We start from the raw sequence: 24,644 nt of genomic DNA, 5'->3' as shown, positions 1-24,644 counted from the left end.
AAAGAAAATGGCAGCTGAATGAACAGCAGGCCATTTTCTTATGCTGTATAAAATTATACCTATAAAATGACGAAAAGTAAACGAAAGCCTAGTGAATCGCGGTTTTGAACTTACCGCCCCTCGTTTCATGGGTATTCATGATCGTAATAAATGCGTTTTTATCAATTTCAAACACAATGGATTTCAACTTTGTCACTTCAAGCCTTGTCACGACCGCGTAAATGACTTCTTTGGTTTCATCCGTATATCCGCCTTTTCCCTGAAGCTTGGTGGTTCCCCTTCCAAGCCGGTGCAAGATCGCGTCTGAAATTTCCGCATACTGGTCTGCCACAATAATGACCGCTTTTGTTTCATCGAGACCCTGAATGACGGCGTCAATCGTTTTCATGGCAATATAATAAGTCATGAAAGAATACATCGCCTGCTCCGGACCGAACACAAAACCGGCCCATATAAAAATAAACACATTGATGAGCATAACGAATTCTCCGACTGAAAAGGGCAGCTTTTTTGTGAGAAGGATACCTAGTATTTCAGTACCGTCCATCGAGCCTCCGTTTCGGATGACAAGGCCTACCCCGAAACCGAGCAAAAGCCCGCCGAATACCGTCGCCAAAATAGGCTGGGTCGTAATGGCCTCCACATGGTGCAAGGAGGATTCAATCAGCGCTAAACCGACGATTCCGATAAAAGTAGAGATGAGAAATGTTTTTCCGATATATTTATATCCGAAAATCATAAATGGAATGTTGAGTAACACAACGAATAAGGCGAAATTGAGGAGGGGATTGGACATAAAGAGGTGGTCTAAAATTAATGAAACACCGATAATGCCTCCGTCGATAAAATTATTAGGGACCAGAAACAATTCAATACTTACGGCGGCTGAACCCGCCCCGATCAGAATCATGATGACCCTGAAGATAAAGTGTAAAAATGATTCTTTTTTGTGCTGTTTATTTGGGGTCATAAAATCTCCTTTCCTGTAATAACTATTTTAAACAGTAAGCAACTTCATTTTACCATTAAAAGCTGTAACATTTTAATAATTTGCTCAATACATTATGTCTAAAGAGGTGAAAGTATCGATGATTTTAATACAAAGAATCATTTTGCAGCGGCTCAATCAAGCCACTGCGGACGACCTGCTGAAATATTCAAAGCAATACGGAATCAGCATTACGAGAAGTCAAGCGGCTGAGGTAGCGGCTCTGATGCACGGAAAAAATATCAATATTTTTGATGAACAGGAGCGGCTTCGCCTGCTGAAAAAAGTGGAAACGATTACCTCAAAAGAAACGGCTCGGAAAGTTGACGAACTTTTCAATCAATTTTCAGGGTAAAAAAGGAGGGGCAATCCCCCCCTCCTTTTTATTGAGCTGATATTTTTTCAAGAAGCTCCTTGTCAAACTGCTTTTCTTTCAGCATTTCGATTTCAAAACGGTACGGCGGCTTCTTATTTTTCTTGTCTTCGCCTACATAAGGTGTTTCGAGGATTTTCGGAATATCGGCAAGCTGCTCGTGATGAACAATGTACTGCAGAGCGTCAAAACCGATCTCTCCGAACCCGATGTTTTCATGACGGTCTTTACGGGCTCCCCTGATATTTTTGCTGTCATTCACATGAAGGACTTTTATCCGGTCGATGCCAACGATTTTATCAAACTCATTAAGAACGCCGTCAAAATCATTGGCAACATCATATCCTGCATCATGGGTGTGACAAGTGTCAAAGCAGACGGAAAGATGTTCATTATGTGTGACGCCCGCAATGATCTCGGCAAGCTCTTCAAAACTTCTTCCGCATTCTGACCCTTTGCCCGCCATTGTCTCCAGCGCAATCTGGACGCTTTGGCCCGGATCAATCACTTCGTTTAATCCTTCAATGATCTTTTTGATGCCCGCTTCAGCACCGGCTCCGACATGCGCTCCTGGATGAAGCACGATCTGTTTCGCGCCGATCGCTGCCGTTCTTTCAATTTCAGAACGCAGAAAATCAACGCCCAGCTCAAATGTTGCCGGGTTTGTCGTATTTCCGATGTTAATGATGTACGGCGCATGCACGACAATGTCACCGATGCCGTTTTCCTTCATATGGGCGCGGCCCGCTTCAATATTCAAGTCTTCAATTTTTTTGCGGCGCGTATTTTGGGGAGCGCCCGTATAGATCATAAATGTGTTCGCCCCGTATGAAACGGCTTCCTTGCTTGCGGCAAGGAGCATATGTTTTCCGCTCATTGAGACGTGTGAGCCTATTTTCAGCAACCCGATTCCCCCTACTTTCCTCTGTTAGATTGGTTTCTTCTCTGCTTCTTTTTAATTTTTTCCATTTCGTAGCTCATTTTCTTTTTATAGCCCGGCTTTACTTTTTTCGGCTTTTTCACAAGGCGTTTCGCCATTTGGTCAGCCTCATTTGCCGTCTTTTTGCGATTTTTACGGCGGTGGCGGTCATCGCCTTTCTTCCATTCCCCGTTTACAAGCTCCGCATAGTCAAACACAATGCCCATCTTTTCGAGTCTTGCGAGCGCATCTTCGTCAGAAAGCTCGTATATAGTCAGTGCTTGGCCTGATGAACCGGCGCGTGCGGTTCTTCCGACGCGGTGAACATAAAAATCCAGATCGTCCGGAAGCTCGTAGTTGATGACATGGCTTACGCCTTTAATGTCAATTCCTCTTGCCGCAAGGTCTGTCGCAATGACATAAGTGAATTCCAGATCATTAATCTGCTTCATTACCTTTTTACGTTCACGCGGCGTTAATCCCCCGTGCAGAAGGCCGATTCTCATGCCTTTTTCGGTCAGGTATTTTGCAATATGGTCAGCCGTATTTTTCGTATTGGCAAACACGATGCCCAGATAAGGATTCAGGTTCGACATCATATCAAAAAGCAGTTTGTCTTTATCACGCTGTTTAGAAGGAACCAAAACATGTTCGATCTTTTCGGCTGTGATCCTTTTCGGCTCAACATGAGCGTATTTCGGATTTTCCATATACTTTTTCAAAAACGGCTTCAGCTTTTCCGGAATCGTAGCTGAGAAAACAAGCATCTGCAGTTGTTCCGGCATACGGGATCCGATGTAATCAACGTCTTCTAAAAAGCCCATATCAAGCATCAGATCAGCTTCGTCAATGACGAGAGACTGCGCTTTATACACGTTCAATGCCTGCGCTTTAATCAGATCCGCAATCCGGCCCGGCGTTCCGACGACGAGATGAGGCTGTGTTTTCAGCTTATCAATTGATTTTTGCTTGTCCGTTCCGCCGATAAAGCATTTTGTCCGGATCGGCCCGTCTTCGGCACCCTGTGTGATTTTGAGCGCTTCCTGATAAATCTGATTGGCAAGCTCTCTCGTCGGCGCCGTGATAACCGCCTGCACCGTATCAGAATCCGGATCAATCCGATTCAGAATAGGCAATAAATAGGCGTGGGTTTTTCCCGTCCCCGTCTGGGACTGCCCGATCACGCTTTCGTTTTTCAATACAGCGGGTATCAGCCGCTTTTGAATATCTGTCGGTTCATAAAAACCAAGGCGGTGAACTGCATCTATAATAAACGGTTTTAAGTTGTATCCATCAAATTTAGTTTCTTTCATTTTTCCCAGCTCCTTAAAGCGGCACATTCTGTGTCCATCATCACATTATAACCGATTTTACTTAAAAACACCATGTCTTGGGGGAATCCTGTTTTCCGGACAGAAAAGCAAATGCCCCCTCCGATGCATATTGTAATAGCAGAGAGACAGAAAGGAGGTACAAGTATGTTTCCACAGCAGCCGATGAGAAATATGGCGCAGCAGGGCCGGCCGTTGATGAACCCGCGGATGATGATGAGAGGCAGACCGTCATTGCCGGGCCGGCAGATGATGCAGCAGGGCCGGCAGTTTTTCCCTCAGCAGCAGATGGCCGGAGCAGGTTTGAGAAACGCAGGCACAGGCGGAGGAGGCTTAAAAGGAATGCTTTCCCGTTTTTTACCCGGATCAGGAGGAAGCGCTGCCGGGTCCGCACCGGCAGCGGCCAGCGGAGGAGCAGGCGCAGGCCTGCAGGGATTGCAGGGAATTCAGAGTCTGGCAAGTCCGGCATCCCTGTCGAGCATGCTCGGCAATGTTCAGAAGGTGCTCGGCGTGGCGCAGCAGGTTACGCCGATGATCCAGCAGTACGGCCCTTTAGTGCGGAATCTGCCCGCCATGATGAAGCTTTACAGTCAATTAAGCAGCAGCGATGATGAGAATGAAGATAGCGAATCCGGCGAGACAAAAGAAACAGCCGAACAGGACAAAAAGGATGAAGATGAAAAAACGGACGAAACTGAAGGTGAAAACAAATCAGACGCCTCATCTAAAACATCAAAGAAGACGTCTGAAAAAGCATCCGCTTCACAAGAAAAAGACGAAACTGAAGCAACATCAGCGGAACAGCCGCGTCCAAAAAGAACATCGGGCAGATCAAAGCCGAAATTATATATTTAACATTCTTTGATATCTCACGAAAGATTAGCTATAATGAGATCAGAAGAATGCAAGATTTGAGCCGTTTAACTACGGCTTTTTATATTGCCTCTACACTCACTTTTGATAGGAGGACATCTACATTGGACGTTATCAAAATCTCGCCGCGCGGCTATTGTTACGGCGTTGTTGATGCCATGGTCATAGCCAAAAACGCGGCACTCGATAAAAGTTTGCCAAGACCTATATATATACTCGGAATGATCGTTCATAATAAGCATGTCACAGATGCGTTTGAAGAAGACGGAATTTACACGCTTGACGGCACTAACCGTCTGGAGATTTTAAAGCAGGTGGAAAAAGGAACCGTTATTTTCACCGCACACGGAGTATCTCCGGAAGTAAGAAAAGCCGCTGAGGAAAAAGGGCTTGTTGCGATTGACGCCACATGCCCGGACGTCACGAAAACACATGACTTAATCCGAAAAGTAAAAGCAGAAGGCTACCACGTCATTTATATCGGCAAAAAAGGCCACCCCGAGCCAGAAGGAGCCGTCGGCGTCGCCCCTGAAATCGTTCATCTCGTTGAAACAGAGGAAGACGTGAGAAACCTCGATATTCAGGCTGAGAAATTAATCGTTACAAACCAAACGACCATGTCCCAGTGGGACGTCCATGATATTATGGAATCAGTCCAAGAAAAGTACCCGCACGTGGAATATCATCAGGAAATCTGTCTGGCCACACAGGTTCGTCAAGAAGCTGTCTCAGAGCAGGCAAAAAAAGCGGACTTAACCATTGTTGTCGGCGATCCGAAAAGCAATAACTCCAACAGGCTGGCTCAAGTGTCAGAAGAAATCGCCGGAACAAAAGCCTACCGCATCGGAGACATCAGTGAATTGAAGCTCGAATGGCTCAAAGACGTCAATACCGTCGCCGTTACCGCGGGCGCTTCAACACCGACACCGATTACAAAGGAAGTCATCCGGTTTTTAGAGCAGTTTGACCATAACGATGAATCGACATGGCAGCTTGAGCACAATGTGCCGCTCAAAAAAATCCTTCCGAAAGTAAAAATAAAAAACTGAGGCCCCTGGCCTCAGTTTTTTTATAGGAAGGTAAATGGATTTGTGTCTGTTTCGGAAGCGAAAATACGCACGTCGTAATTTTTCTCCCCGGCCATTGCCGTAAGCTTCTCAGCAGTGCCTTTTCTCATGATCTTTTCAGCATAATGCCCCGGGTCTACGACGTTTAACCCCATCATCATCGCGTCATGCGCTACATGGAAATAAAGGTCGCCCGTCACGTAAACATCTGCACCCTTCCGCTTAGCCTGGTAAATATATTTATTTCCGTCACCGCCAAGCACTGCGACTTTTTTCACCTTGCTGTTTCGCTCTCCGACCATCCGGACTCCGTTGACGTCAAATTTCTCTTTCACAAACAGCGCAAACTCTTCAAGCGTCATGTCTTGCTGAAGTTTTCCGATGCGGCCGAGTCCTTTTTCAAGCGGGGACTGCTCCACCGGATAAATATCATACGCCACCTCTTCATACGGATGGCTTTTTTTCAGCGCTTTTACGATGGTTTTCTCCATACTTGCCGGAAAAACGGTCTCAAGTCTCACTTCATGGACGAGTTCCAGCTCTCCTGTCTGTCCGATAAATGGGTCTGCCCCGTCCAGCGGTTTAAAGCTGCCGATTCCCTCAGAAGAGAATGCACAATGGCTGTAATTGCCGATATGTCCCGCTCCGGCATTGCCGAGCGCGGTTCTTACAGCTTCTTCATAGTCTTTCGGCACATACACGGCAAGCTTTTTCAGCGGGTCCGAATATGTCGGAACGAGCACTTCTGTGTCTGTCAGGCCGAGAGCTTCCGCAAGCAGATCGTTAACACCGCCGTCCGCCACATCGAGATTCGTATGAGCCGCATATACGGCAATATCATGCTTTATACATTTCTCAATCAATCTTCCGCCAGGCTGATCAGTGGTGATATGTTTAAGCGGCCGAAAAATCGGCGGATGGTGAGCGATAATTAAGTCAACCTTTTTTTCAATTGCTTCATCCACCGTCTGTTCCAGAACATCCAGCGTGACCATGACATTTTTCACCGGCTTATTCAATGTGCCGATCTGCAGACCGATTTTGTCTCCTTCCACCGCAAAAGCCTTCGGTGAAAATTGTTCAAACAGCTGGATGATTTCCTGTCCGTTCACATGTTTAGGCATGTCCTATTACCTCCTTCAGCAGTAAGATCCGCTCTTTCAGTTCAGCTAATTTTTCATGGTTTTCATTCTTTGCGCTGCGGCTGATCTGTTCATAAATATGTTCAGTATGCTTAAGTTCCTGGGTCCATTTCCGAAGAAACACTTCACTCTTTTCTTTTAACAAAAACGGACCGGCAAGCATTCCGGCAGCCATTGTGGTGTCCCGGTACGGCGCATCACGGTCGCCGGTTTCCGCGACGAGTATTTCATAACACTTACCGTCTTCTTCGAGAATCACTTCGTCAATCAGTTCATAGCCTTCCTGATAAAGCCACTCTCTTATATGAACGGCATGAATATTCGGCTGCAGAATCAGCCGTTCACGCCCCGTCAGTTTTGTTTTTCCGGACTCCAAAATATGAGCGATCAGCGCTCCGCCCATGCCCGCGATTGTGATGGCGTCCGCTTCTCCCTTTTCAAGGACGCTCAGCCCGTCACCTTTCCTTACGGAGATAAGAGCGCTTAAGTCCAGCTTTTCCACCTGCTGTTTGGCGGATAGAAACGGCCCGTCTGTAATTTCACCGGCGATTGCGCGGCTTGCCAGATGATTCAAAACGGCATAGCAGGGAAGATACGCATGGTCTGACCCTATATCAGCCACCAGGGCACCCGGAGGGATATATTCCGCTACAGACTGCAATCTTTTAGACAACTTCATTTCATTCACAATATCACAACTTTTCTCAGGTTCTTTTTCCTTTACTATCATATAAAAAAACCGCCCGGAATCCAAGCGGCGGATAGAGTTTTTCATATGTCTTTTATATAGGGACAGGTAAAGCTTTATTTAATCTCAGAAACCCATTTTGCCATGTCATCCAGCTTTTCGGCCGGGACAAGGCCGGCTGGCATCCCGTTGCCGCCTTTTTCAATTCTCATTTTAATCGCAGCGACATCTTTTCTTTTGCCGACGCCTTTTAAGCTCGGCCCTGAGACACCTTCATAGTTCTCCCCATGACAGGTGATGCAGTTCGCTTTATAAATCTCTTCAGGTGAAGCGTTTGCAGTTTCCTTTTCGGCATTTTTACTTTCACCGCCGCTTGCGATCTGATGCGCATCTCCATTTCCTTTTACTGACAGAAAGAAAGTCAGCCCTATTCCCAGAACTGCGATGAGCAAAAAAGGAATCAGCGGATTCCACTTCATATCTCCATCCCCCTTTTTCATTCTCCCCCTATGTAAACACTTCTAATTCTAACTTATTTTTACAAAATGTAAATGGTCTCATTAAGCAATTTCATTGATTTCACAATTTATACATAAACAAAAATAAACTGTTTTGTTTACCCAAAATTGTCTTTATTCTATTGTATAATGAATTGTATACGCTTACAATAAAGAATATAAATTAACTTATCTCACTTTCCCTCTATTCAGGACATGCCGCATTTTTCCGAACCCATTTGCAAAACACATGCTTATCCAGTAAAATAAAGGTATATTATCCATATATCTTATACGTAAAAAAGAACGGATCAACAGACCCGTTCCATTCTATTCGAGAAAATCCTTCAGACGTTTGCTTCTGCTTGGATGTCTCAATTTACGAAGCGCTTTTGCTTCAATTTGGCGAATACGCTCTCTCGTTACTCCAAACACTTTGCCGACTTCTTCAAGCGTTCTTGTGCGTCCGTCATCCAGACCGAAACGGAGACGCAGCACATTTTCTTCACGATCCGTCAACGTATCCAGCACATCTTCCAGCTGTTCTTTCAAAAGCTCATATGCCGCATGATCCGACGGAGACGTCGCTTCCTGGTCTTCAATGAAATCACCGAGATGTGAATCGTCTTCTTCACCGATCGGCGTTTCTAAAGAAACAGGCTCTTGGGCAATTTTTAATATTTCACGAACTTTTTCAGGCGTAAGATCCATGTCTTCAGCAATCTCTTCCGGTGACGGCTCTCTGCCCAGATCCTGAAGAAGCTGACGCTGCACACGGATTAATTTGTTGATCGTTTCCACCATGTGAACCGGGATACGGATCGTTCTCGCCTGGTCAGCGATGGCGCGTGTAATCGCCTGTCTGATCCACCAAGTCGCATACGTACTGAATTTATATCCTTTACGGTAGTCAAACTTTTCGACGGCTTTCATGAGACCCATGTTTCCTTCTTGAATCAAGTCTAAGAAAAGCATGCCGCGGCCGACATACCGTTTAGCAATGCTGACAACTAAACGAAGGTTTGCTTCAGCCAATCTGCGTTTAGATTCTTCGTCACCTTCTTCAATTTTTTGAGCATAGGTGATTTCTTCTTTAGCAGAAAGAAGATTTACCCGTCCGATTTCCTTAAGGTACATGCGGACTGGATCATTGATCTTTACGCCAGGCGGTACGCTGAGGTCATTAAGATCAAATTCTTCTTCGGCTTTGGCAAGCTGTTGAATATTAGGATCTTCTGTTTCTTCATTCTCACTAATTAATTCAACACCTTGTTCTCCTAAAAATTCATAATACTCATCCATTTGGTCTGATTCAATTTCAAAGCTGGACATGCGTTCAGCAATTTCTTCATATGTTAAAACGCCACGTTTTTTTCCGGTTTCAGTAAGCTGGTCTTTTACCTGATCCAGTGTAAGTTCTGTTTCTGTCTCGTGGGTTTGTTTATCAGCCATTATGGATCCCTCCTTCCAAAGCTTGCAACGAATTCTAAAAGCGGTATGTTTCTTATCCGTCCCGGGAGCCTTCTCTCTTTTTCAGCATGCAGGGCAGCGGATAATAAGTGACAATTCATGATGAGGTTAAGCGATCTATTTGCTCCTCCGCAAGGAATCATTGCCAAGAGAACGCAAGCCTCTTTTTTGATGTTATTTTAATGATCGGTTCAATGCGACAATTTCTTGAGCCAGAGACGCAGCTTTCACAAAGTCTTTCTGCCTCTCTGCATCCGCTCGTTCTGCTTCTTTTTCCTTTATCATTGACCATTTTCGGTGATCCAACACTTTTTTTACGTAATCGGATAACTCGGCCTCTGAGAGCTCCTCGTTTATTTGGAGCATCCCTATATCTGAAAGCAGCTGGCTGATTTCATCATCCTGCATTCTCGCCATAAGATGCTGCGGCGTCATGTCAGCGCCCTCTTCATAAACAGCGTACAGATATGCTGCCAGCGCACGATGTCCGTCAATGTTAAATTCAAAGCCGACACGCTCAATCACTTTCTTTATGACGTTTCGGTCTCTCAGCATATGAGCGAGAAGAAGTCTTTCCGCATTCTCATAGGCGGGACGGAGACGGCGCCGTTTCGCTTTTGTCGTCACCCGGGCCCGTCTTGGCTGCGGTTCGGCGTTTTTGCCGCCGGGGGCGTTTTGGGCGGCATAGATGGAAAGCTGTTCAGTCAAAGACTCTACCGAAAGAGAAAATTCGGAGGCGAGCTGCTTCACATACATTTCCTGCTCAAGCGACCCCGAAAGAGCGCTGATTTCTTTCAGCACTTCTTTCATGTAAGCGAGCCGGTCTCCTTCGTCAGATAAGTTTTTCCCTTTGCGGAAATATTGCATTTTAAAAGCCATGACCGTAACGCTTGCATCAATGATATCTGTCTTGAATTTTCCTCCGCCCCGGGTTCTGACATAGTCATCAGGATCAAGACCGTCAGGCATCATGCTTACTCTTACCTTACAATCAGCTTTCTGAAGCAGGTCGGCCGCTTTCAGCGTAGCTTCGTACCCGGCTTTATCCGAATCGTAGCAGAGAATGACCTCCTGAACATTTCTTCTCAGGATTTTCACATGCTCTTCGGTGAGCGACGTCCCCATTGTGGCGATACTTTCTTTTACGCCTGAGCTTACGGCGGAAATGACATCCGCAAAGCCTTCAAACAGAACGGCTCTCTCCTCTTTCCTGATCGGCAGGCGGGCCTTATGGAAGTTGTACAGCAGCTTAGATTTATGAAACAGCGGCGTTTCCGGACTGTTCATATATTTCGGCTGCTGGCTTCCGAGCGCCCTTCCTGAAAAAGCCGCCACGGCTCCGTGATGATCATGAATGGGAAACATGATTCTGTTTCTGAAACGGTCAAAATATCCGCTGCCGTCTTCCCTTCTGATCAGCAGACCCGCTTTCTCCATCAGTTCTTCCTCAAAACCGCGCTTTTTCAAGAATTTCGTCATGAAATCCCAGGAATCCAGCGCGTAGCCGATTTCAAACTCATCTATGAGCTCTTTCGTAAAACCCCTTGATAAAAGGTAATCTAACGCTTCCTGGCCTTCCTTTGTATTCATTAGCAAATGATGGTAAAATTTCTTCAGAAGCTCGTGAGCTTCCGCCATCTTCTGGTCTCCGGAAGATTCCGGCCTGGATGCAGAGTGAATCGTTATATCATCAGGGAAATCAATCTGATATTTATCAGCAAGGTGAGAAACAGCTTCCGTAAATGAATAGCCTTCCATCTGCCGTAAGAAAGAGAAAACGTTCCCGCCCGCTCCGCATCCGAAGCAATGAAAGATCTGCTTATCACTGGAGACGGAAAACGAGGGCGTGTTTTCACCGTGAAACGGACAGAGCCCAAAGTAGTTGCGGCCTTGCTTTTTCAATTGGACATAATCACCTATGACTTCAACAATGTCTGCTGACTGCTGCACCTGATTAACTACTTCATCTGGTATGCGGTTTCCCATCTTATAACACTCCGTCGTACATTATTCGATGTTTTGATTTGAAATCCCTTCATCATTCGACAGGATTTTTTTAAGCAGGGTAACAAATCGATTCCGATCTTCTTTATTTAATTTTTTAGGTCCTTTGGAATAGATGCCGCTTCTTCTCATTTTGCCTGACATATGACGGCTCATCAGAGCGAAGTCAATCGTGTCTTCAGTATAAGAACGGCCCCTTTCCGATAAGACGGCGATATTTCTGTTCAGCAGAAGAGATGCTAAACCGATATCCTGCGTGACTACGACGTCTCCCGATCTCACATGGTTTGCGATGTATAAATCTGCCGCTTCTTTATGAGGATCTACGTATATCCAGTTCTCGTCTTTGCTTCTGGAAAGCTGGTAGTGTTCAAATGATGCGACGAAAATAACACGAACGCTGAATTGCGATGCAATGAGCAAGATTTCCTCTTTTACGGGGCATGCGTCTGCATCGACAAAAATCGTCTTTTCTTTTTCATTTAGAAGACTAATTCTCCATCCCTCCATCAATCTCCTGCATAAAAACAAGCGAAATCGCATATGCTCCATGACTGCGGATCTATTTTGAGTCTTTGTCGAAAAATTTCCGGGAGTTATTCTTGACATCTTACCCGTAATAGTTTATTCGTATCACACTAAGCTTAAACCTAAAAATAAACATTTTATCACAATTTTTTATTATAATACAAACTTCGCGAAGATGCCATCCTTTTTGTTTATTCCCTATTTGCATACCCAAAAACCCAGGATAAAGCGTCCTGAGTTATCGGCCCTTTGTTTTCAGATGATGAATGATGTTCGCTGTTTCCTCGACCGCTTTGTTCGAAACGTCAACGACTTGGCAGCCGATCCGATCCACGATTTTCTCAAAATACTCCAGCTCTTCTTTAATTCTGTTGATATTGGCGTAAATGGCTTTGTCATTTAAGCCGAGAGATTTTAACCGTTCTTTTCGAATATGGTTCAGTTTATCAGGGCTGATTTTTAACCCGATGCATTTTTTCGGATCAACGCTGAACAGTTCTTCCGGCGGATCGACTTCAGGCACGATCGGCACGTTGGCCACTTTCAGGCGCTTATGGGCAAGATATTGAGATAATGGGGTTTTAGACGTTCTTGATACGCCGAGCAGGATGATATCGGCTTTTAAAATGCCTCTTGGGTCCCTCCCGTCGTCATATTTAACGGCAAACTCGATCGCCTCGACCTTTTTGAAATAATCTTCATCAAGCTGGCGGACGCGGCCCGGTTCATATTTCGCCGCCAAACCGTAGGCTGTTTCCATTTTGTCGATGAGCGGACCGATAATATCGTAGTACATCACATTCGCTTTTTCAGCTTGTTCAACTAAGTATTTGCGCATTTCAGGAACAACGAGCGTAAAACAGATAATGCCGCCGTCCGCTTTGGCGAGAGACACGACTTCATTAATGGTGCCGATATCTTCCACATAAGGTATTCTTCTGATATGCGTATCATCGGCTGAGCCGTTAAACTGGCTGAGCGAGGCTTTCACAACGAGTTCGGCGGTTTCTCCGACTGAGTCTGATACTACATAAATGATGCGATTGTCCATGTTATCCCCCCGTTAGTTTTCAAGCTTATATGATTTCATTCTCTGATAAACTGACAAGTATCTTGGTCATATTCGTTTTGGTAAAGCGGCCGATGACCTCAAAGCCTTTATCCGTATCTTTAATAACGGGCAGGGCATCGATCTGTTTCTCAATCAAATATTTGGCGATGTCCATCACATAATCGTCACGCCGGCAGACGGCGATATTCGGCATTCTGGTCATAATAATATGAACCGGTATTGAGGCAAGTTCCTGCTGGCCGATGCTCGCCCGCAGCAAATCTTTGCGTGACAGCACACCGACTAAGACAGCATCACGATCTACGACAAATAACGTGCCGACATCTTCTAAAAACATGGTGCAGATGGCATCGTATACCGAGACGTTTTCATTGATGACGACAGGGATCGATTGAAAATCTTTCACTTGCAGCTTTTTCAGTTTATCCGCAAGCAGCTGATTTCCCGTTTTTCCGGTATAAAAATAACCGACCCGGGGACGGGCCTCTAAGAAGCCTGACATGGTGAGTATAGCTAAGTCCGGCCGCAGCGTGGCTCTTGTTAAATTGAGCTGTTCTGCAATATGCTCTCCGGTAATCGGGCCGTTTTCCTTTACAATTTGTAAAATTTGTTCTTGCCGTTTATTTAATTCGATCGTACTCACCACCTTTATGGAAGGGTTTCTTTATCTATGTTTTTCATTCTGTGATGTTTATGTAAAAGGGGAAAAGACGATTGCCGATCACACAGCAACCGTCTTTTTCTTTATTTTACAATAAGATGATTCATATTAGCAAAAGACTTGATCACATCTGCAAGTGCAGTCATTTGCGCTAAACGGTTGGTTTTTAATGCTTCATTGTCCGCATTTACCATCGTGTGATTAAAGTAACCTTCGATCGGATCCTTTAATCCGCTGAGCGCGGCCAGCGCCTGTTCATAGTTTTTAGAGGCAAAGCTTTCCGCGACGCTGTCTTTTGTTTTTTGATAAGCGTCAAACAGCTTTTTCTCCTGTTCATTTTCAAACAGATCCGGCTTGATCTCACGGCTCTCGCCTTTTTTACTGATGGAGATGACCCGACCCAGTGATTCAGCCGTTTCTTTAAATCCAGGTGTGCCGAGGTGTTTCTCAAGCACTTTTGCTTTAGAAACAGCTGCATAAGGTTCAAGCTCCGTGCTGTCCAGAACGGCTTCAATCACGTCATGTCGGATGTCTTCAGCGTTTAAGACGTATTTCAGACGCTGTGTAAAGAAATCAAGAAGCTCATTTTCTTTTTCCGTTTCTGTCAATGACAGCAGTTCTTTAAAAGAGATGCCCCAGTTGCGGTCGATCAGAATGGAAACGATGCCGCTTGCCTGACGGCGCAATCCGTACGGATCCTGTGAACCTGTCGGGATCACGTCAATGCTGAAGAAGGAAGCAATCGTGTCCAATTTATCGGCTAATGCCACAACCGCACCGGTAAAGGTTGAAGGCACCTCTCCCCCGGCCGCTCTCGGCATGTAGTGCTCATTTACCGCGGCAGCGACGGCTTCATCTTCACCGAGCATGCGCGCATATTTTTCTCCCATGACGCCTTGAAGCTCAGGGAACTCATAGATCATATGTGTAACAAGGTCAAATTTAGAAATCTCTGCGGCGCGCTTCACATGTTTTTGCGTCTGTTCATCAGCATTCAGGCGGACCGCAAGTTTACCCGCAATGGTGACCACTCTTCTTACTTTATCCCCGAGGGAACCGAGCTCTTCATGGAAAACGATATTTTCCAGTTTCTTCACATTTTCATCGATGTTCAGCTTTTGGTCTTCCTTGTAGAAGAACGCAGCATCTGAAAGTCTTGCTCTCAGCACTTTCTCGTTTCCGCGGGCAACATTTTCAAGGGCATGGCTGTTCCCGTTTCTTACCGTAATAAAATGAGGCAGCAGATTCCCGTTTTCATCTTTTACCGGGAAGTAGCGCTGATGCTCTTTCATAGTTGTCACAAGCACTTCTTCAGGTAAAGAAAGAAACTCGGGTTCAAAAGAGCCGTAAAGCGCTGTCGGATATTCCACCAGATGATTGACTTCGTTCAGCAGATCTTCATCTATCGGAATATTCCATTTCTTTTCGTTTGCCAGCGCGTCCAGCTGCCCCTGAATCATTTGTTTGCGCACTTTCGGATCAGCAATGACGTGCTGTTCTTTCAGCAGCTCTTCGTATGATGACGGTGCATCAACAGATACTTCTTGACCGAGAAAACGGTGTCCCTGTGTGTTCCGGCCCGTCTCTACATTCGTGATTTCAAACGGAATGACGTCTTTTCCGAAGAGAGCGGCAATCCATTTGATCGGACGGATATAACGCAGATCCTGTGTGCCCCAGCGCATGTTTTTCGGGAAATGCATTCCGGTAATCAAGTTTTCCAGCTGCGGTAAAAGTGTTTTCGTCTCTTGTCCCGCCTGGAATTTTTGGACGAAAACATATTCCGTGCCGTTTACGTCTTTTATATACAGGTCATCCACTCCGGCGCCTTGGCCTTTGGAAAATCCGATAGCGGCTTTTGTCCAGTTTCCGTCAGCATCCAGAGCGATTTTTTTCGCCGGTCCTTTTGCTTCTTCCTGAATATCAGCCTGTTTTTCTGCTACGTCTTTTATATATACTGCCAGACGTCTCGGTGTATTAAAAAGTTTCACTTCACCGTGGGCAATATTTTTTTCAGTCAGCCAGCCGGTCAGTTTGTCACCGAGCTGCACCATGCTGTCATGTAAAAAACGCGCCGGCATTTCCTCGAGTCCGATCTCTAAAAGCAAATCTTGTTTACTCATGGGAAGAGCCCTCCTCTTTAAGCATTGGGAACCCTAATTTTTCCCGTTCTTCATAATACGTTTTGGCTACTTTTCTAGCTAAGTTGCGGACCCGTCCGATATAACCCGTCCGCTCTGTCACTGAGATTGCGCCTTTTGCGTCCAGCAGGTTAAATGTGTGAGAGCACTTCAGCACATAATCATAGGCCGGATGCACAAGGCCGTTATCCATTTGTCTGATCGCTTCTTTTTCGTAAGTGCTGAACAAATGGAAAAGCATATCCACATCTGATGTTTCAAATGTGTAAACGGAATGTTCATATTCAGCCATCATAAACAAATCTTTCACTGTGAATCCTGATGTCCATTCAAGATCAAAGACGTTTTCTTTATCCTGAATATAAGACGCAAGACGCTCAATGCCGTACGTAATCTCAACAGACACCGGTTTACATTCAATTCCGCCCACCTGCTGGAAGTACGTAAACTGGGTGATTTCCATACCGTCAAGCCATACTTCCCAGCCAAGGCCCGCACAGCCTAAAGACGGGTTTTCCCAGTTGTCTTCTACGAAACGAATATCATGCTCGAGCGGATCAATACCGAGCGCGCGCAATGAATCCAGGTAAAGCTCCTGGATGTTATCAGGCGACGGCTTGATAATGACTTGGAATTGGTGATGCTGATAAAGTCTGTTCGGGTTTTCTCCGTACCGTCCGTCCGCAGGCCGTCTGGAAGGCTCAACGTAAGCCACTTTCCACGGCTCGGGTCCGATGCTTCGTAAAAATGTATACGGGCTCATTGTGCCTGCGCCTTTCTCCACATCATACGCCTGCATGAGCACACAGCCTTCATTAGACCAGTGTTTCTGCAAGGTTAAAATCATATCTTGAATGTTCATTTCAAGCACCTCCACTTTCTCCATTCTTTTACAAGTGCGGCGGCAATCAAAAAACTCCCGTCTCTATGCTTGCCAGCCGCAAACATAGGGACGAGAGTTCTCCCGCGGTTCCACCCTAGTTGCTGAGGATGTGAATCGCTCAGCCTCTTTTTAAAGAGTTGCTCAAGAATGCCTTTCGTTGCGCGCTCATCCCTAGCTTACACTGTCCTAAGGTCGCTTATATGAGTTGGACGCAAGTACTTCTTTCTGTCACTGCAACATATTTTATAATAAATGATCATATAAAAAGATGGGCAGAATGTCAACTTTTGTTTTCATCCAAAAGGTTCTTCATGCTTTCCATCTGATCTAAAAACCGCTTTGACTTTAAATAAAGCCCTGAATATTCCTCGTAATACAGATCAATGACCTGTTTTATTTCATTTTTGGTTTCGTGCTTTAACGAGACGCTGCCGAGCCTTCCGATATCAAAGTAATAAAAAAGCCTTAGCAGCCTTGCCGTTTGCGGCGAAATCGGAACTTTGTACGGATCTTTTTCAAAGCAGCGGTGGCAGATAAAACCGTTATCTCTTATCGAAAAATGAAACGTCCCGTCCCGGCTTTTACAGTGGACACAATGATTCAGCTCCGGATACAGCCCCATGACGCCAAGCATTTTCATCTGAACGATGAAGGTGATCACGTCCGGGTCAGTCCCCTCATTCAGCCTCTTAAAGGATTCGAGAATCAATTCGAATAAATAGGGGTTCGGTTTCTTCTCTTCCGTTCCTTTGTCAGTGAGTTCAGCGATAAAAGCGGCATATGCCGTCAAAAACAAGTCTTCTCTGATCGTTCTCATGCTGAGAATCATTTCACCCTGCTGGAGCGTGCCGAGTCCGGATGTTCTTTGCATTAAAAATGACCCGTACAAAAAAGGCTGGCTGACTGCTGACAGCCGGCTGGCTGACTTCCTGGCACCCCTTGCCATGACGCCGATTTTGCCGTGTTCCCTCGTCAGCAATGTCACGATTTTATTCGTCTCTCCGTAGTCATTCGTACGGAGCACGATTCCTTCACATTTTGTCAGCATTTCCGCACCTTCCAACAACGGGAGGGGCCAAGAGGTTTACAAAATTGGAAAATCAATACGGGCTAGCTCATCTTCCGGTTCTTCGGGTCTTTCCAGGTTCTCTTTTTCCAGTTCTTTAAAAAGAAGGTACGTATCAACACTTCCTGTTTGAGAAAATACGTTCCAGGTAAAATTCAACACAAAAAACCCACCTTTCATCATTAAACTAGCTTGCCAATCCAAATTCTTACCCTTATCTTGACCTGATGTCCTCCTTTTCATGTTAAACAAATTTTGCTAACGAATCCCTGTTTCTGTGAGGTAATCCCACACATCAGGCATGCGCCTCAGATAACTTAATATTCATCCTCTTTGAAGCCGAAATCACGCAGCTGAGACATTTTATTCCGCCAGTCCTTCTGCACTTTCACCCATAGTTCCAGGTAAACGCGTGAGCCCAGCAGCGCTTCAATATCAGCCCGCGCTCTTTTGCCGACTTCTTTCAGAAGAGCTCCTTTTTTCCCGATGACGATTCCTTTTTGAGAATCCCGCTCGACCACGATGGTGGCGGCGACATGGACGGAGCCGTTCTCCTGCCCTTTAATGGACTCGATAGCGACAGCGATGCTGTGCGGCACTTCTTCCCTTGTAAGATGGAGCACCTTTTCCCTGATCAGTTCAGAAATAATAAACCGCTCAGGATGGTCAGTCACCTGATCGCTCGGATAGAACTGAGGCCCTTCCGGTAAATACGCTTCAATCTGCGTGAGCAGGGTCTCGACGTTGTTTCCTTCCAATGCTGAGATCGGCACGATTTCCTTAAACGGATAGCGCGAACGGTACTCATCAATTAAAAGAAGGAGCTGATCAGGGTGGATCTTATCAATTTTGTTTACGATCAAAAAGACCGGCGTGGACGTCTGTCCAAGCTTTTCAATGATAAACTCGTCGCCCTTTCCGTACCCTTCCTCGGCGTTAATCATAAATAACACCAAGTCAACTTCTTTCAGCGTGTTCTGCGCCACTTTCATCATAAAATCGCCAAGCTTGTGCTTCGGTTTGTGAATGCCCGGTGTATCAATAAAAATGGTCTGCGATGTGCCTGTTGTCAGCACCCCTTGGACTTTATTTCTTGTCGTCTGGGGTTTGTCGCTCATGATGGCGATCTTTTGACCGATGACCCTGTTTAAAAAGGTCGACTTACCAACATTCGGTCTTCCGATGATTGATACAAATCCTGATTTAAAGCTTTCGTTCGTCATGTAAATCCTCCGATGAAAATGCGCCCGGCAATAATTCTTCCGCAGTCATTTCTTTTATTTGTCCTTGTAAGTTGGTCAGAATAACAAGCATATCCTTTGAGCACAGCTCGGAAATTACTTGTCTGCAGGCTCCGCACGGTGAAACCGGTCCCGGAGTGTCCGCAGCCACGGCGAGCATCGCAAATTCCGTATCCCCCTCGGAAACAGCTTTGAATATCGCCGTGCGTTCAGCACAGTTGCACATGCTGTATGCCGCATTCTCGATGTTGCAGCCTCTGTACACTTTTCCGTCTTTGGTAAGAAGAGCGGCTCCCACTCTGAAGTTTGAATACGGCACATACGCTGTGTCCCGTGCTGTTAATGCTTCTTGAATCAATTCTTGTCTGTTCATGTGTACTTTTCCTCTCTTACCTTAATCCTGAATGATACCGCTGTCACTTTTATTTTACATAATTATGATTGGTTTTTCACGCCCATTTTTGGCAATGTAAAATAATTGTAAGAATCTTCTGCTAACATATCTTCGGCAAGAAGATGAGTAAACCAATAATACACGAAATCACGGCAAAGACGCAAACGGCTCCGGCTGCCGCATCCTTTGCCGCTTTTGCGAGCGGATGATACTGATCGGTAACTAAATCAACAACATGCTCTATCGCCGTATTTACAAGCTCAAGAGTAAGCATTCCGCCGATCAGGATCAAAATAACGGCCCATTCGGCCGTATTGAGCCCGGTGAGAAAACCGCAAAGGATAACGGCGCAGGCCGCGATGATGTGAAATTGAAAATTCCGCTCTGACCGCGCCGTTTTCCAGATTCCCCTCCATGCATGGACAAAGCTTTTCAGGAATCTGCTCCACTCGTTTTTATGATCTCGTGAGTCCATACTCATCCAGCAAATCCTTTTGCTTTGAAAACATTTCTTCCTCTTCTTCTTTTGTCATGTGATCATAGCCCAGCAGATGCAAAAAGCCGTGGACTGCCAGAAAGCCAAGCTCTCTCATAAACGAATGGCCGTACTCTTCAGCCTGCTCCTTCGTTCTGTCGGCACTGATGATAATATCTCCTAAAACAGGCGGCATGTCAGCGCCCACGATTTCAACCTCGTCTTCGCCTTCTTCCTCAAGTGCAAACGAAATGACGTCAGTCGGGGTGTCTTTTCCCCGGTAGTCTCTGTTGATTTCTCTGATTTCCTCATTTGTCACAATCGTAACGGATACTTCAGCCTGATCCTGAACGCCTTCTTTTTCCGCCGCAAATTGAAGCAGCTTTTCTACTTCTTGGAGCGCATCGGCTGAGACGCTGTTTGTTTCATCAACAATATCTATGAGTAAACCCATTTATTTCACCTTCTTCGTAGCCTCCGGATATTCAATCCGGGAGTGGAAAATTCCTTTTAAAGTCGCACATAGTGTTTTTGCGATCGTATCCAGCTCTCGGAACGTGAGATCACATTCTGAGAACTGCCCGTCCTGAAGCTTGTCGGATATAATTCCGCGCACCAGTTTTTCAATCCGTTCGGGATTGGGATTATGCATGGAACGGACGGCAGCTTCAACGCTGTCGGCCACTGAAATGATTGCGGCTTCTTTTGATTGCGGCTTCGGCCCCGGGTAGCGGAACTCTTGCTCTGTAATCTGGTCGCCCTTTTCCTTCGCTTTATAATAAAAGAATTTCAAAAGAGACGTTCCGTGATGCTGCTCTGCGATATCCACGAGCTCTTTCGGAAACTTATAGCTTCTGAGCATATTCGCACCGTCTGTCGTATGCGCGATGATAATATTTTTGCTGAGCTGAGGAGACAGCTTGTCATGCGGATTATCCATATTCATCTGATTTTCAATAAAATATTGCGGGCGTTTCGTTTTGCCGAGATCGTGATAATACGCTCCGACCCTTGCCAAAAGACCGTTTGCCCCTACAGCTTCACAGGCCGCTTCCGACAAATTCGCCACCATGACGCTGTGATGATATGTACCGGGTGTTTCCGTTAAAATCTTCCGAAGCAGGGGATGGTTCGGATTAGACAGTTCAATCAGCCTCATTGTAGAAAGAATGCCGAATCCCGTCTCAAAAAACGGCATCAGACCGATAATCAAAACGGATGAAGCCAGTCCCGAGACGACCCCCATCAGCATCAGCGTTCCGATTTCAACGGGCGACAGCGCCGTGTTTTGGATTAATAAAAGCGACAGCACGATAATCATATTAATAAATGAGACGAACAATCCCGCCTGCAATATTTTTGATCTCACGTTATGTTTCCCCAAAAACAGAATGCCTGAAATGCTGCTGATTAAATAGTAGATACCGATCACATAATTAAATGTGCCCGTCACACCCTGATTAAACATCATACTGCCGCAAATCGCCAGAATGATGCTCCCTAAAATGGCAAGCCTTTCATTGAGCAGCAGCCTGAACAAAATCGCGCCGGCGGCGATCGGAACCAGATAGCCGATGTTGGTGTATTCAATCTTCTGAAAGAGACTGACGACTTCCATTATGACGAGAATAAGCGTTGTAATGATAGAAAACAGCAATAGGGATTTATTTTTCAGCTTAAGCTCCTGCTGCTGTTTCTCGAAATAGTAGACAAGCGTGGCAATAAACAGCCCGATCATCAGAAGCAGACCGCTGATCGGCTTTAACAGGTTGGAATTATTCAAAAGCCCCGTCAGTTCGAGCTTTCTGTATACTTCCCGGTCGATCAGGTCATTCTCTTCCACGAGAACCTGTCCTTGTTTGATCTGCACCGGCTGAACGCTGTCTGACGCTTCCTGACGTTTTTCATCGGTCGCTTTCGGATCAAACACGTAATTCGGGATCACCGCATATTTTCCGATTTCAGTCGCAGCCGCTAAATATTTTGACGGCACGGAGGCGCTTTTCAGCTCTTTGGCGACCTTATCCTTCGCTTCAGCAAGCTTTTCAGAAGGAATTTCACTGCTCATCACCGTGTTCACTGCGGTTATGACAGAATCCCTCACAAATGAAAAATCTTCATTGTTCGCATGGAGAAGCGATTTAATGGCATCTTCCGAGATGGATTCATTGACATCCTGTGTCAGCTTGCTTTTCACCGATTTGACCAGCGATTTTTCCGAAGGTGACTTTTTGTCTTTATCCGCATCTGTTTTCACTTCTCCGATGCTGTCAAATATGGAGGTGATCAGGTCAAGCCGGTTGTCGGTATAGCCTTTTTTCAGAGTGTATTGATCTTCTACTGCATCTTCGGCCGCCTGTTTTTTCGCTTCCGTCGCCTGCTGATCTTCCACTGTGGCGGGCGCGTAAATCGTCTTATCACTGACTGAGAACAAATCCAAATTAAGTGATTCAGGTTTTACATGAATAAAGAGCAAACCAAACATGATCGCTGAAAGCAGCAGATACAGCAGTACATGGGCTGAGCGGGCATGTCTGAAAGTGCGGAACCGTTCCCGGGCGCTTTTACCCTTTCCCTTCTTTTTCAAAACAAGAACCTCCTCCCTGAAACATCAGGAACACATCATATAAAAATGACCCGATAACGGGAGATCGGGTCATTTTTGCATTACTTTTGCTTATCATAAGCTTCAATAATCTTTGCAACAAGCGGATGTCTGACCACATCTGTCTGGTCAAGTTCAATCACGGAAATGCCGTTTATGTCATTCAGCATATCCCTCGCTACTGCAAGTCCCGATGTGACGCCTTTCGGCAGGTCAATTTGGCTTACGTCGCCCGTAATGATCATTTTAGAGCCAAAACCCAATCTCGTCAAAAACATTTTCATTTGAGCGGGAGTGGTATTCTGGGCTTCATCAAGAATCACATATGCGTCGTCAAGCGTCCGCCCTCTCATATAGGCAAGCGGGGCGATTTCGATAACCCCTCTTTCCATCAGACGCTCCGTATGGTCGCTTCCGAGCACATCGTGGAGCGCGTCATACAGCGGGCGCAGATAAGGATCTACTTTTTCCTTTAAGTCTCCGGGCAGAAAACCGAGGCTTTCGCCGGCTTCCACAGCGGGTCTTGTTAAAATGATTTTTTTAATGTGGCCGTTTTTTAAAGCATGCACCGCTTTTACGACCGCCAAATATGTTTTGCCGGTTCCCGCCGGCCCGATACCGAACACCATGTCGTTTTTCTTCATCGCCGCAACATATTCTCTCTGGCCGATGGTTTTGACACGGATCGGTTTGCCTTTTGCCGTTTTCGTTATTTCCTCTTCATACATGCTTTCAAAATAGTCCAGTTCATCTTTCTTTGCCATTTTCACGGCATACAGCACATCACGTTCCGAAATCTCGATCCCCTTGCGGATTAAAGTAAGGAGCGAGCCCAATAATCTGTCAGCAATCTCAAAAGACTCATCATTGCCGGAAACGTAAATGGTTTCACCGCGTGTGATGATGCTTACGCCCAGATCCTTCTCCATTAAATGTAAAAAGGCATCTTGGCTGCCGAACAAAGAAAGTGCTTCATCCGGGCTTTTCAGTTTGTGATTAATCGCAAGTAAATGTTCTGCCATTCTTTAGTCTCCCTGAACAATAGGTGTGGTTTGCACGATATCTTCTATAACTTGGTAGAGAATAATCAACTTTACTTTACCATTCTCAACGGATTGGTGCAAAACTTTTTCACTTTCCACCTCTCCGCTGCCGCTTAATCGCTTCTCTACGTCTTGTCTGCCCATTTTGATGCCGGCCTGAACCGCTTCGTCCTTCGTATAAGTCCGCACGGATGTTTCGCTTTCTCTTGTCTGTTCTTTGACGTAAGATACCGGAAGCTTCAGCCCCAGAAATTGAAACGGATGCTTTTCTTCCTCTGTTTTCGGATGTTTCAGCGGCTCCTCATTAAACCCGAAGCCCCAAAAAGGCACGCCCCATGATCCGAAAGACAGCTTGTGCTTCGTCCTTACTTTACCCGTATATAGCGTAAATGATGTTTCAAGAGGCACAGTTACTTCTGACTTGTACCATGTTTCTCCGTAAATTTCCGCTTTTGAGGCGACTTTCCGGTCTTCATTTCCGATCAGTCCTGAGACGAGGAGCTGTCCTTTGTCAACATGATCGTTCACAAAAGCCATCGGCTGCCCCTTTTGCACGAACATCCTTTTGATGACCGCCTTCTTTTTGGCAACGATATGGCGGGGGCTCACGTACTTTTCTTTTGTCGGTTCATTTTTTTCGACCACTTTCATATGAAGGGCTGTCCCGTTCAATTCCACACCGACCCACGTAATATTATCGATGCCGTTTGTTAATGATTTTTGAATTTTCTCCGGCGTCATCATCAAAAATTGCAAACGGCCTTTTTTTACACCGATTTCTTCCAGATGCTTCATCATCTGATGCTCGGTTTCGGGCTTTGCCCCTTTAATATCAATGTCCCAAATCATGTTGGACAAAAGAAACAATATAACGAAAAATATCACAAATCCCGCAGTGAAGCCCAGGTTTAATTTTGATTTGAGAAGCAGAAAGGGCAGGCCCTTTCTTTTTGTAAAGCTTGCTTTGCATTCATGTTTTCTGATGACTCTTCTGAAAGCATGTACATCTTGAAGCTGAATCATCAGCAGAACACAGTCTTGCTTTTTTTTCACCGCAAAGATGGCGATTCCGTTTCTCGTGCATTCATTAAGCAGCCGTTCAATCCCTTTTCCTTTGACTTCCATTTGGACTTTACCCGAAAAAAATGACAGCCATTTGTTTTTCACATTATTTCCCCCCGGC

The 24,644-nt window shown here is 45.6% G+C and carries 24 protein-coding genes and 1 pseudogene; 3 read left to right on the top strand and 22 right to left on the bottom strand.

Going from position 1 to position 24,644, the window contains the following annotated elements; all coding sequences use genetic code 11:
- Positions 1 to 88 precede the first annotated feature (88 nt).
- A complete protein-coding gene (locus ACXN9U_RS02895) occupies positions 89 to 970 on the bottom strand; it encodes a YitT family protein (RefSeq protein WP_060964741.1) in 882 nt (293 codons plus the stop codon).
- A 118-nt stretch (positions 971 to 1,088) separates the two neighbouring features.
- Between ACXN9U_RS02895 and ACXN9U_RS02890 the strand changes: the two genes are divergently transcribed.
- A complete protein-coding gene (locus ACXN9U_RS02890) occupies positions 1,089 to 1,343 on the top strand; it encodes a DUF2624 domain-containing protein (protein WP_047475611.1) in 255 nt (84 codons plus the stop codon).
- Between the two features lie 28 nt (positions 1,344 to 1,371).
- On the opposite strand, the gene ACXN9U_RS02885 is transcribed toward ACXN9U_RS02890, so the two are convergent.
- Together ACXN9U_RS02885 and ACXN9U_RS02880 are read right to left on the bottom strand one after the other, a co-directional pair.
- Positions 1,372 to 2,265 (bottom strand): deoxyribonuclease IV, encoded by an 894-nt coding sequence (locus ACXN9U_RS02885; RefSeq protein WP_489202144.1) that lies wholly within the window; start codon positions 2,263 to 2,265, stop codon positions 1,372 to 1,374.
- An 11-nt stretch (positions 2,266 to 2,276) separates the two neighbouring features.
- The gene (locus ACXN9U_RS02880) at positions 2,277 to 3,593 is read right to left on the bottom strand and encodes a DEAD/DEAH box helicase (RefSeq protein ID WP_060964739.1); all 1,317 of its coding nucleotides are present in this window, start codon (positions 3,591 to 3,593) and stop codon (positions 2,277 to 2,279) included.
- 165 nt (positions 3,594 to 3,758) lie between these two features.
- On the opposite strand from ACXN9U_RS02880, the gene vrrA reads away from it, so the two are divergent.
- Positions 3,759 to 4,466 (top strand): VrrA/YqfQ family protein, encoded by a 708-nt coding sequence (vrrA, locus tag ACXN9U_RS02875; protein WP_049627032.1) that lies wholly within the window; start codon positions 3,759 to 3,761, stop codon positions 4,464 to 4,466.
- Positions 4,467 to 4,588: 122 nt separating this feature from the next.
- Positions 4,589 to 5,533 (top strand): 4-hydroxy-3-methylbut-2-enyl diphosphate reductase, encoded by a 945-nt coding sequence (locus ACXN9U_RS02870; RefSeq protein ID WP_060964738.1) that lies wholly within the window; start codon positions 4,589 to 4,591, stop codon positions 5,531 to 5,533.
- 20 nt (positions 5,534 to 5,553) lie between these two features.
- Here ACXN9U_RS02870 and ACXN9U_RS02865 read toward each other — a convergent pair whose 3' ends face one another.
- The 19 genes and pseudogenes from ACXN9U_RS02865 to yqfD form a co-directional block, all read right to left on the bottom strand.
- Positions 5,554 to 6,675 carry a Nif3-like dinuclear metal center hexameric protein gene (locus ACXN9U_RS02865; protein ID WP_489202143.1) on the bottom strand — a complete coding sequence of 374 codons (1,122 nt, stop codon included), beginning with the start codon at positions 6,673 to 6,675 and terminating at the stop codon, positions 5,554 to 5,556.
- Positions 6,668 to 7,315 carry a tRNA (adenine(22)-N(1))-methyltransferase gene (locus tag ACXN9U_RS02860; protein WP_438420244.1) on the bottom strand — a complete coding sequence of 216 codons (648 nt, stop codon included), beginning with the start codon at positions 7,313 to 7,315 and terminating at the stop codon, positions 6,668 to 6,670. Before ACXN9U_RS02860 ends, ACXN9U_RS02865 begins: the two co-directional genes overlap by 8 nt.
- Before the next feature lie 182 nt (positions 7,316 to 7,497).
- A complete protein-coding gene (gene cccA / locus ACXN9U_RS02855; protein ID WP_489202142.1) occupies positions 7,498 to 7,860 on the bottom strand; it encodes a cytochrome c550 in 363 nt (120 codons plus the stop codon).
- Positions 7,861 to 8,208: 348 nt separating this feature from the next.
- On the bottom strand, positions 8,209 to 9,330 hold the full coding sequence (rpoD, locus tag ACXN9U_RS02850) for an RNA polymerase sigma factor RpoD (RefSeq protein WP_016938926.1): 1,122 nt from the start codon (positions 9,328 to 9,330) through the stop codon (positions 8,209 to 8,211).
- A gap of 192 nt (positions 9,331 to 9,522) precedes the next feature.
- Positions 9,523 to 11,334, bottom strand: a complete 1,812-nt coding sequence (gene dnaG, locus ACXN9U_RS02845) for a DNA primase (RefSeq protein ID WP_060964734.1) — start codon at positions 11,332 to 11,334, stop codon at positions 9,523 to 9,525.
- 21 nt (positions 11,335 to 11,355) lie between these two features.
- Positions 11,356 to 11,862 (bottom strand): YaiI/YqxD family protein, encoded by a 507-nt coding sequence (locus tag ACXN9U_RS02840; protein WP_045926739.1) that lies wholly within the window; start codon positions 11,860 to 11,862, stop codon positions 11,356 to 11,358.
- Positions 11,863 to 12,118: 256 nt separating this feature from the next.
- Positions 12,119 to 12,931 carry a pyruvate, water dikinase regulatory protein gene (locus ACXN9U_RS02835; RefSeq protein WP_060964733.1) on the bottom strand — a complete coding sequence of 271 codons (813 nt, stop codon included), beginning with the start codon at positions 12,929 to 12,931 and terminating at the stop codon, positions 12,119 to 12,121.
- A 25-nt stretch (positions 12,932 to 12,956) separates the two neighbouring features.
- Positions 12,957 to 13,595: a transcriptional regulator CcpN gene (ccpN, locus tag ACXN9U_RS02830; RefSeq protein WP_003152989.1), complete on the bottom strand. Its 639-nt coding sequence runs from the start codon at positions 13,593 to 13,595 to the stop codon at positions 12,957 to 12,959.
- Between the two features lie 101 nt (positions 13,596 to 13,696).
- The gene (glyS, locus tag ACXN9U_RS02825) at positions 13,697 to 15,736 is read right to left on the bottom strand and encodes a glycine--tRNA ligase subunit beta (protein ID WP_489202141.1); all 2,040 of its coding nucleotides are present in this window, start codon (positions 15,734 to 15,736) and stop codon (positions 13,697 to 13,699) included.
- Entirely contained in the window at positions 15,729 to 16,616 is an 888-nt protein-coding gene (gene glyQ, locus ACXN9U_RS02820) for a glycine--tRNA ligase subunit alpha (protein ID WP_060964731.1), read from the bottom strand. The genes glyS and glyQ overlap by 8 nt, the downstream gene beginning before the upstream one ends.
- Before the next feature lie 301 nt (positions 16,617 to 16,917).
- Positions 16,918 to 17,685, bottom strand: a complete 768-nt coding sequence (recO, locus tag ACXN9U_RS02815; RefSeq protein ID WP_060964730.1) for a DNA repair protein RecO — start codon at positions 17,683 to 17,685, stop codon at positions 16,918 to 16,920.
- 36 nt (positions 17,686 to 17,721) lie between these two features.
- Positions 17,722 to 17,865, bottom strand: coding sequence for a YqzL family protein (locus ACXN9U_RS02810; RefSeq protein ID WP_007408286.1), 144 nt, complete (start codon positions 17,863 to 17,865; stop codon positions 17,722 to 17,724).
- Positions 17,866 to 18,020: 155 nt separating this feature from the next.
- Positions 18,021 to 18,926 (bottom strand): GTPase Era, encoded by a 906-nt coding sequence (gene era, locus ACXN9U_RS02805; protein ID WP_016938919.1) that lies wholly within the window; start codon positions 18,924 to 18,926, stop codon positions 18,021 to 18,023.
- Positions 18,907 to 19,317 carry a cytidine deaminase gene (locus ACXN9U_RS02800; protein ID WP_016938918.1) on the bottom strand — a complete coding sequence of 137 codons (411 nt, stop codon included), beginning with the start codon at positions 19,315 to 19,317 and terminating at the stop codon, positions 18,907 to 18,909. The genes era and ACXN9U_RS02800 overlap by 20 nt, the downstream gene beginning before the upstream one ends.
- A gap of 121 nt (positions 19,318 to 19,438) precedes the next feature.
- Complete coding sequence (locus ACXN9U_RS02795) at positions 19,439 to 19,813, bottom strand: diacylglycerol kinase family protein (RefSeq protein WP_060964729.1); 375 nt, start codon at positions 19,811 to 19,813, stop codon at positions 19,439 to 19,441.
- Entirely contained in the window at positions 19,794 to 20,267 is a 474-nt protein-coding gene (gene ybeY / locus ACXN9U_RS02790; RefSeq protein ID WP_003152973.1) for an rRNA maturation RNase YbeY, read from the bottom strand. The genes ACXN9U_RS02795 and ybeY overlap by 20 nt, the downstream gene beginning before the upstream one ends.
- Positions 20,268 to 22,400: an HD family phosphohydrolase gene (locus tag ACXN9U_RS02785; RefSeq protein WP_060964728.1), complete on the bottom strand. Its 2,133-nt coding sequence runs from the start codon at positions 22,398 to 22,400 to the stop codon at positions 20,268 to 20,270. It abuts the gene before it with no gap.
- Positions 22,401 to 22,480: 80 nt separating this feature from the next.
- Positions 22,481 to 23,440, bottom strand: coding sequence for a PhoH family protein (locus ACXN9U_RS02780; RefSeq protein WP_045926742.1), 960 nt, complete (start codon positions 23,438 to 23,440; stop codon positions 22,481 to 22,483).
- A pseudogene (gene yqfD / locus ACXN9U_RS02775) lies at positions 23,404 to 24,628 on the bottom strand (sporulation protein YqfD). The gene ACXN9U_RS02780 and the pseudogene yqfD overlap by 37 nt, the downstream one beginning before the upstream one ends.
- Positions 24,629 to 24,644 lie beyond the last annotated feature (16 nt).

This window comes from Bacillus sp. BACIII (assembly GCF_057836745.1).
This window is presented reverse-complemented; position numbering and strand designations above follow the sequence as displayed.

Excerpts from the sequence above, each read along its gene's own strand:
- ACXN9U_RS02800 (WP_016938918.1), bottom strand. The coding sequence starts at position 19,317 with ATGAACAGACAAGAATTGATTCAAGAAGCATTAACAGCACGGGACACA.
- ybeY (WP_003152973.1), bottom strand. The coding sequence starts at position 20,267 with ATGGGTTTACTCATAGATATTGTTGATGAAACAAACAGCGTCTCAGCC.
- ACXN9U_RS02795 (WP_060964729.1), bottom strand. The coding sequence starts at position 19,813 with ATGGACTCACGAGATCATAAAAACGAGTGGAGCAGATTCCTGAAAAGC.
- rpoD (WP_016938926.1), bottom strand. The coding sequence starts at position 9,330 with ATGGCTGATAAACAAACCCACGAGACAGAAACAGAACTTACACTGGAT.
- dnaG (WP_060964734.1), bottom strand. The coding sequence starts at position 11,334 with ATGGGAAACCGCATACCAGATGAAGTAGTTAATCAGGTGCAGCAGTCA.
- cccA (WP_489202142.1), bottom strand. The coding sequence starts at position 7,860 with ATGAAGTGGAATCCGCTGATTCCTTTTTTGCTCATCGCAGTTCTGGGA.
- ACXN9U_RS02895 (WP_060964741.1), bottom strand. The coding sequence starts at position 970 with ATGACCCCAAATAAACAGCACAAAAAAGAATCATTTTTACACTTTATC.
- glyS (WP_489202141.1), bottom strand. The coding sequence starts at position 15,736 with ATGAGTAAACAAGATTTGCTTTTAGAGATCGGACTCGAGGAAATGCCG.
- era (WP_016938919.1), bottom strand. The coding sequence starts at position 18,926 with ATGACGAACGAAAGCTTTAAATCAGGATTTGTATCAATCATCGGAAGA.
- recO (WP_060964730.1), bottom strand. The coding sequence starts at position 17,685 with ATGCTGACAAAATGTGAAGGAATCGTGCTCCGTACGAATGACTACGGA.
- ACXN9U_RS02780 (WP_045926742.1), bottom strand. The coding sequence starts at position 23,440 with ATGGCAGAACATTTACTTGCGATTAATCACAAACTGAAAAGCCCGGAT.
- ACXN9U_RS02880 (WP_060964739.1), bottom strand. The coding sequence starts at position 3,593 with ATGAAAGAAACTAAATTTGATGGATACAACTTAAAACCGTTTATTATA.
- ACXN9U_RS02890 (WP_047475611.1), top strand. The coding sequence starts at position 1,089 with ATGATTTTAATACAAAGAATCATTTTGCAGCGGCTCAATCAAGCCACT.
- ACXN9U_RS02835 (WP_060964733.1), bottom strand. The coding sequence starts at position 12,931 with ATGGACAATCGCATCATTTATGTAGTATCAGACTCAGTCGGAGAAACC.
- vrrA (WP_049627032.1), top strand. The coding sequence starts at position 3,759 with ATGTTTCCACAGCAGCCGATGAGAAATATGGCGCAGCAGGGCCGGCCG.
- glyQ (WP_060964731.1), bottom strand. The coding sequence starts at position 16,616 with ATGAACATTCAAGATATGATTTTAACCTTGCAGAAACACTGGTCTAAT.
- ACXN9U_RS02840 (WP_045926739.1), bottom strand. The coding sequence starts at position 11,862 with ATGGAGGGATGGAGAATTAGTCTTCTAAATGAAAAAGAAAAGACGATT.
- ACXN9U_RS02865 (WP_489202143.1), bottom strand. The coding sequence starts at position 6,675 with ATGCCTAAACATGTGAACGGACAGGAAATCATCCAGCTGTTTGAACAA.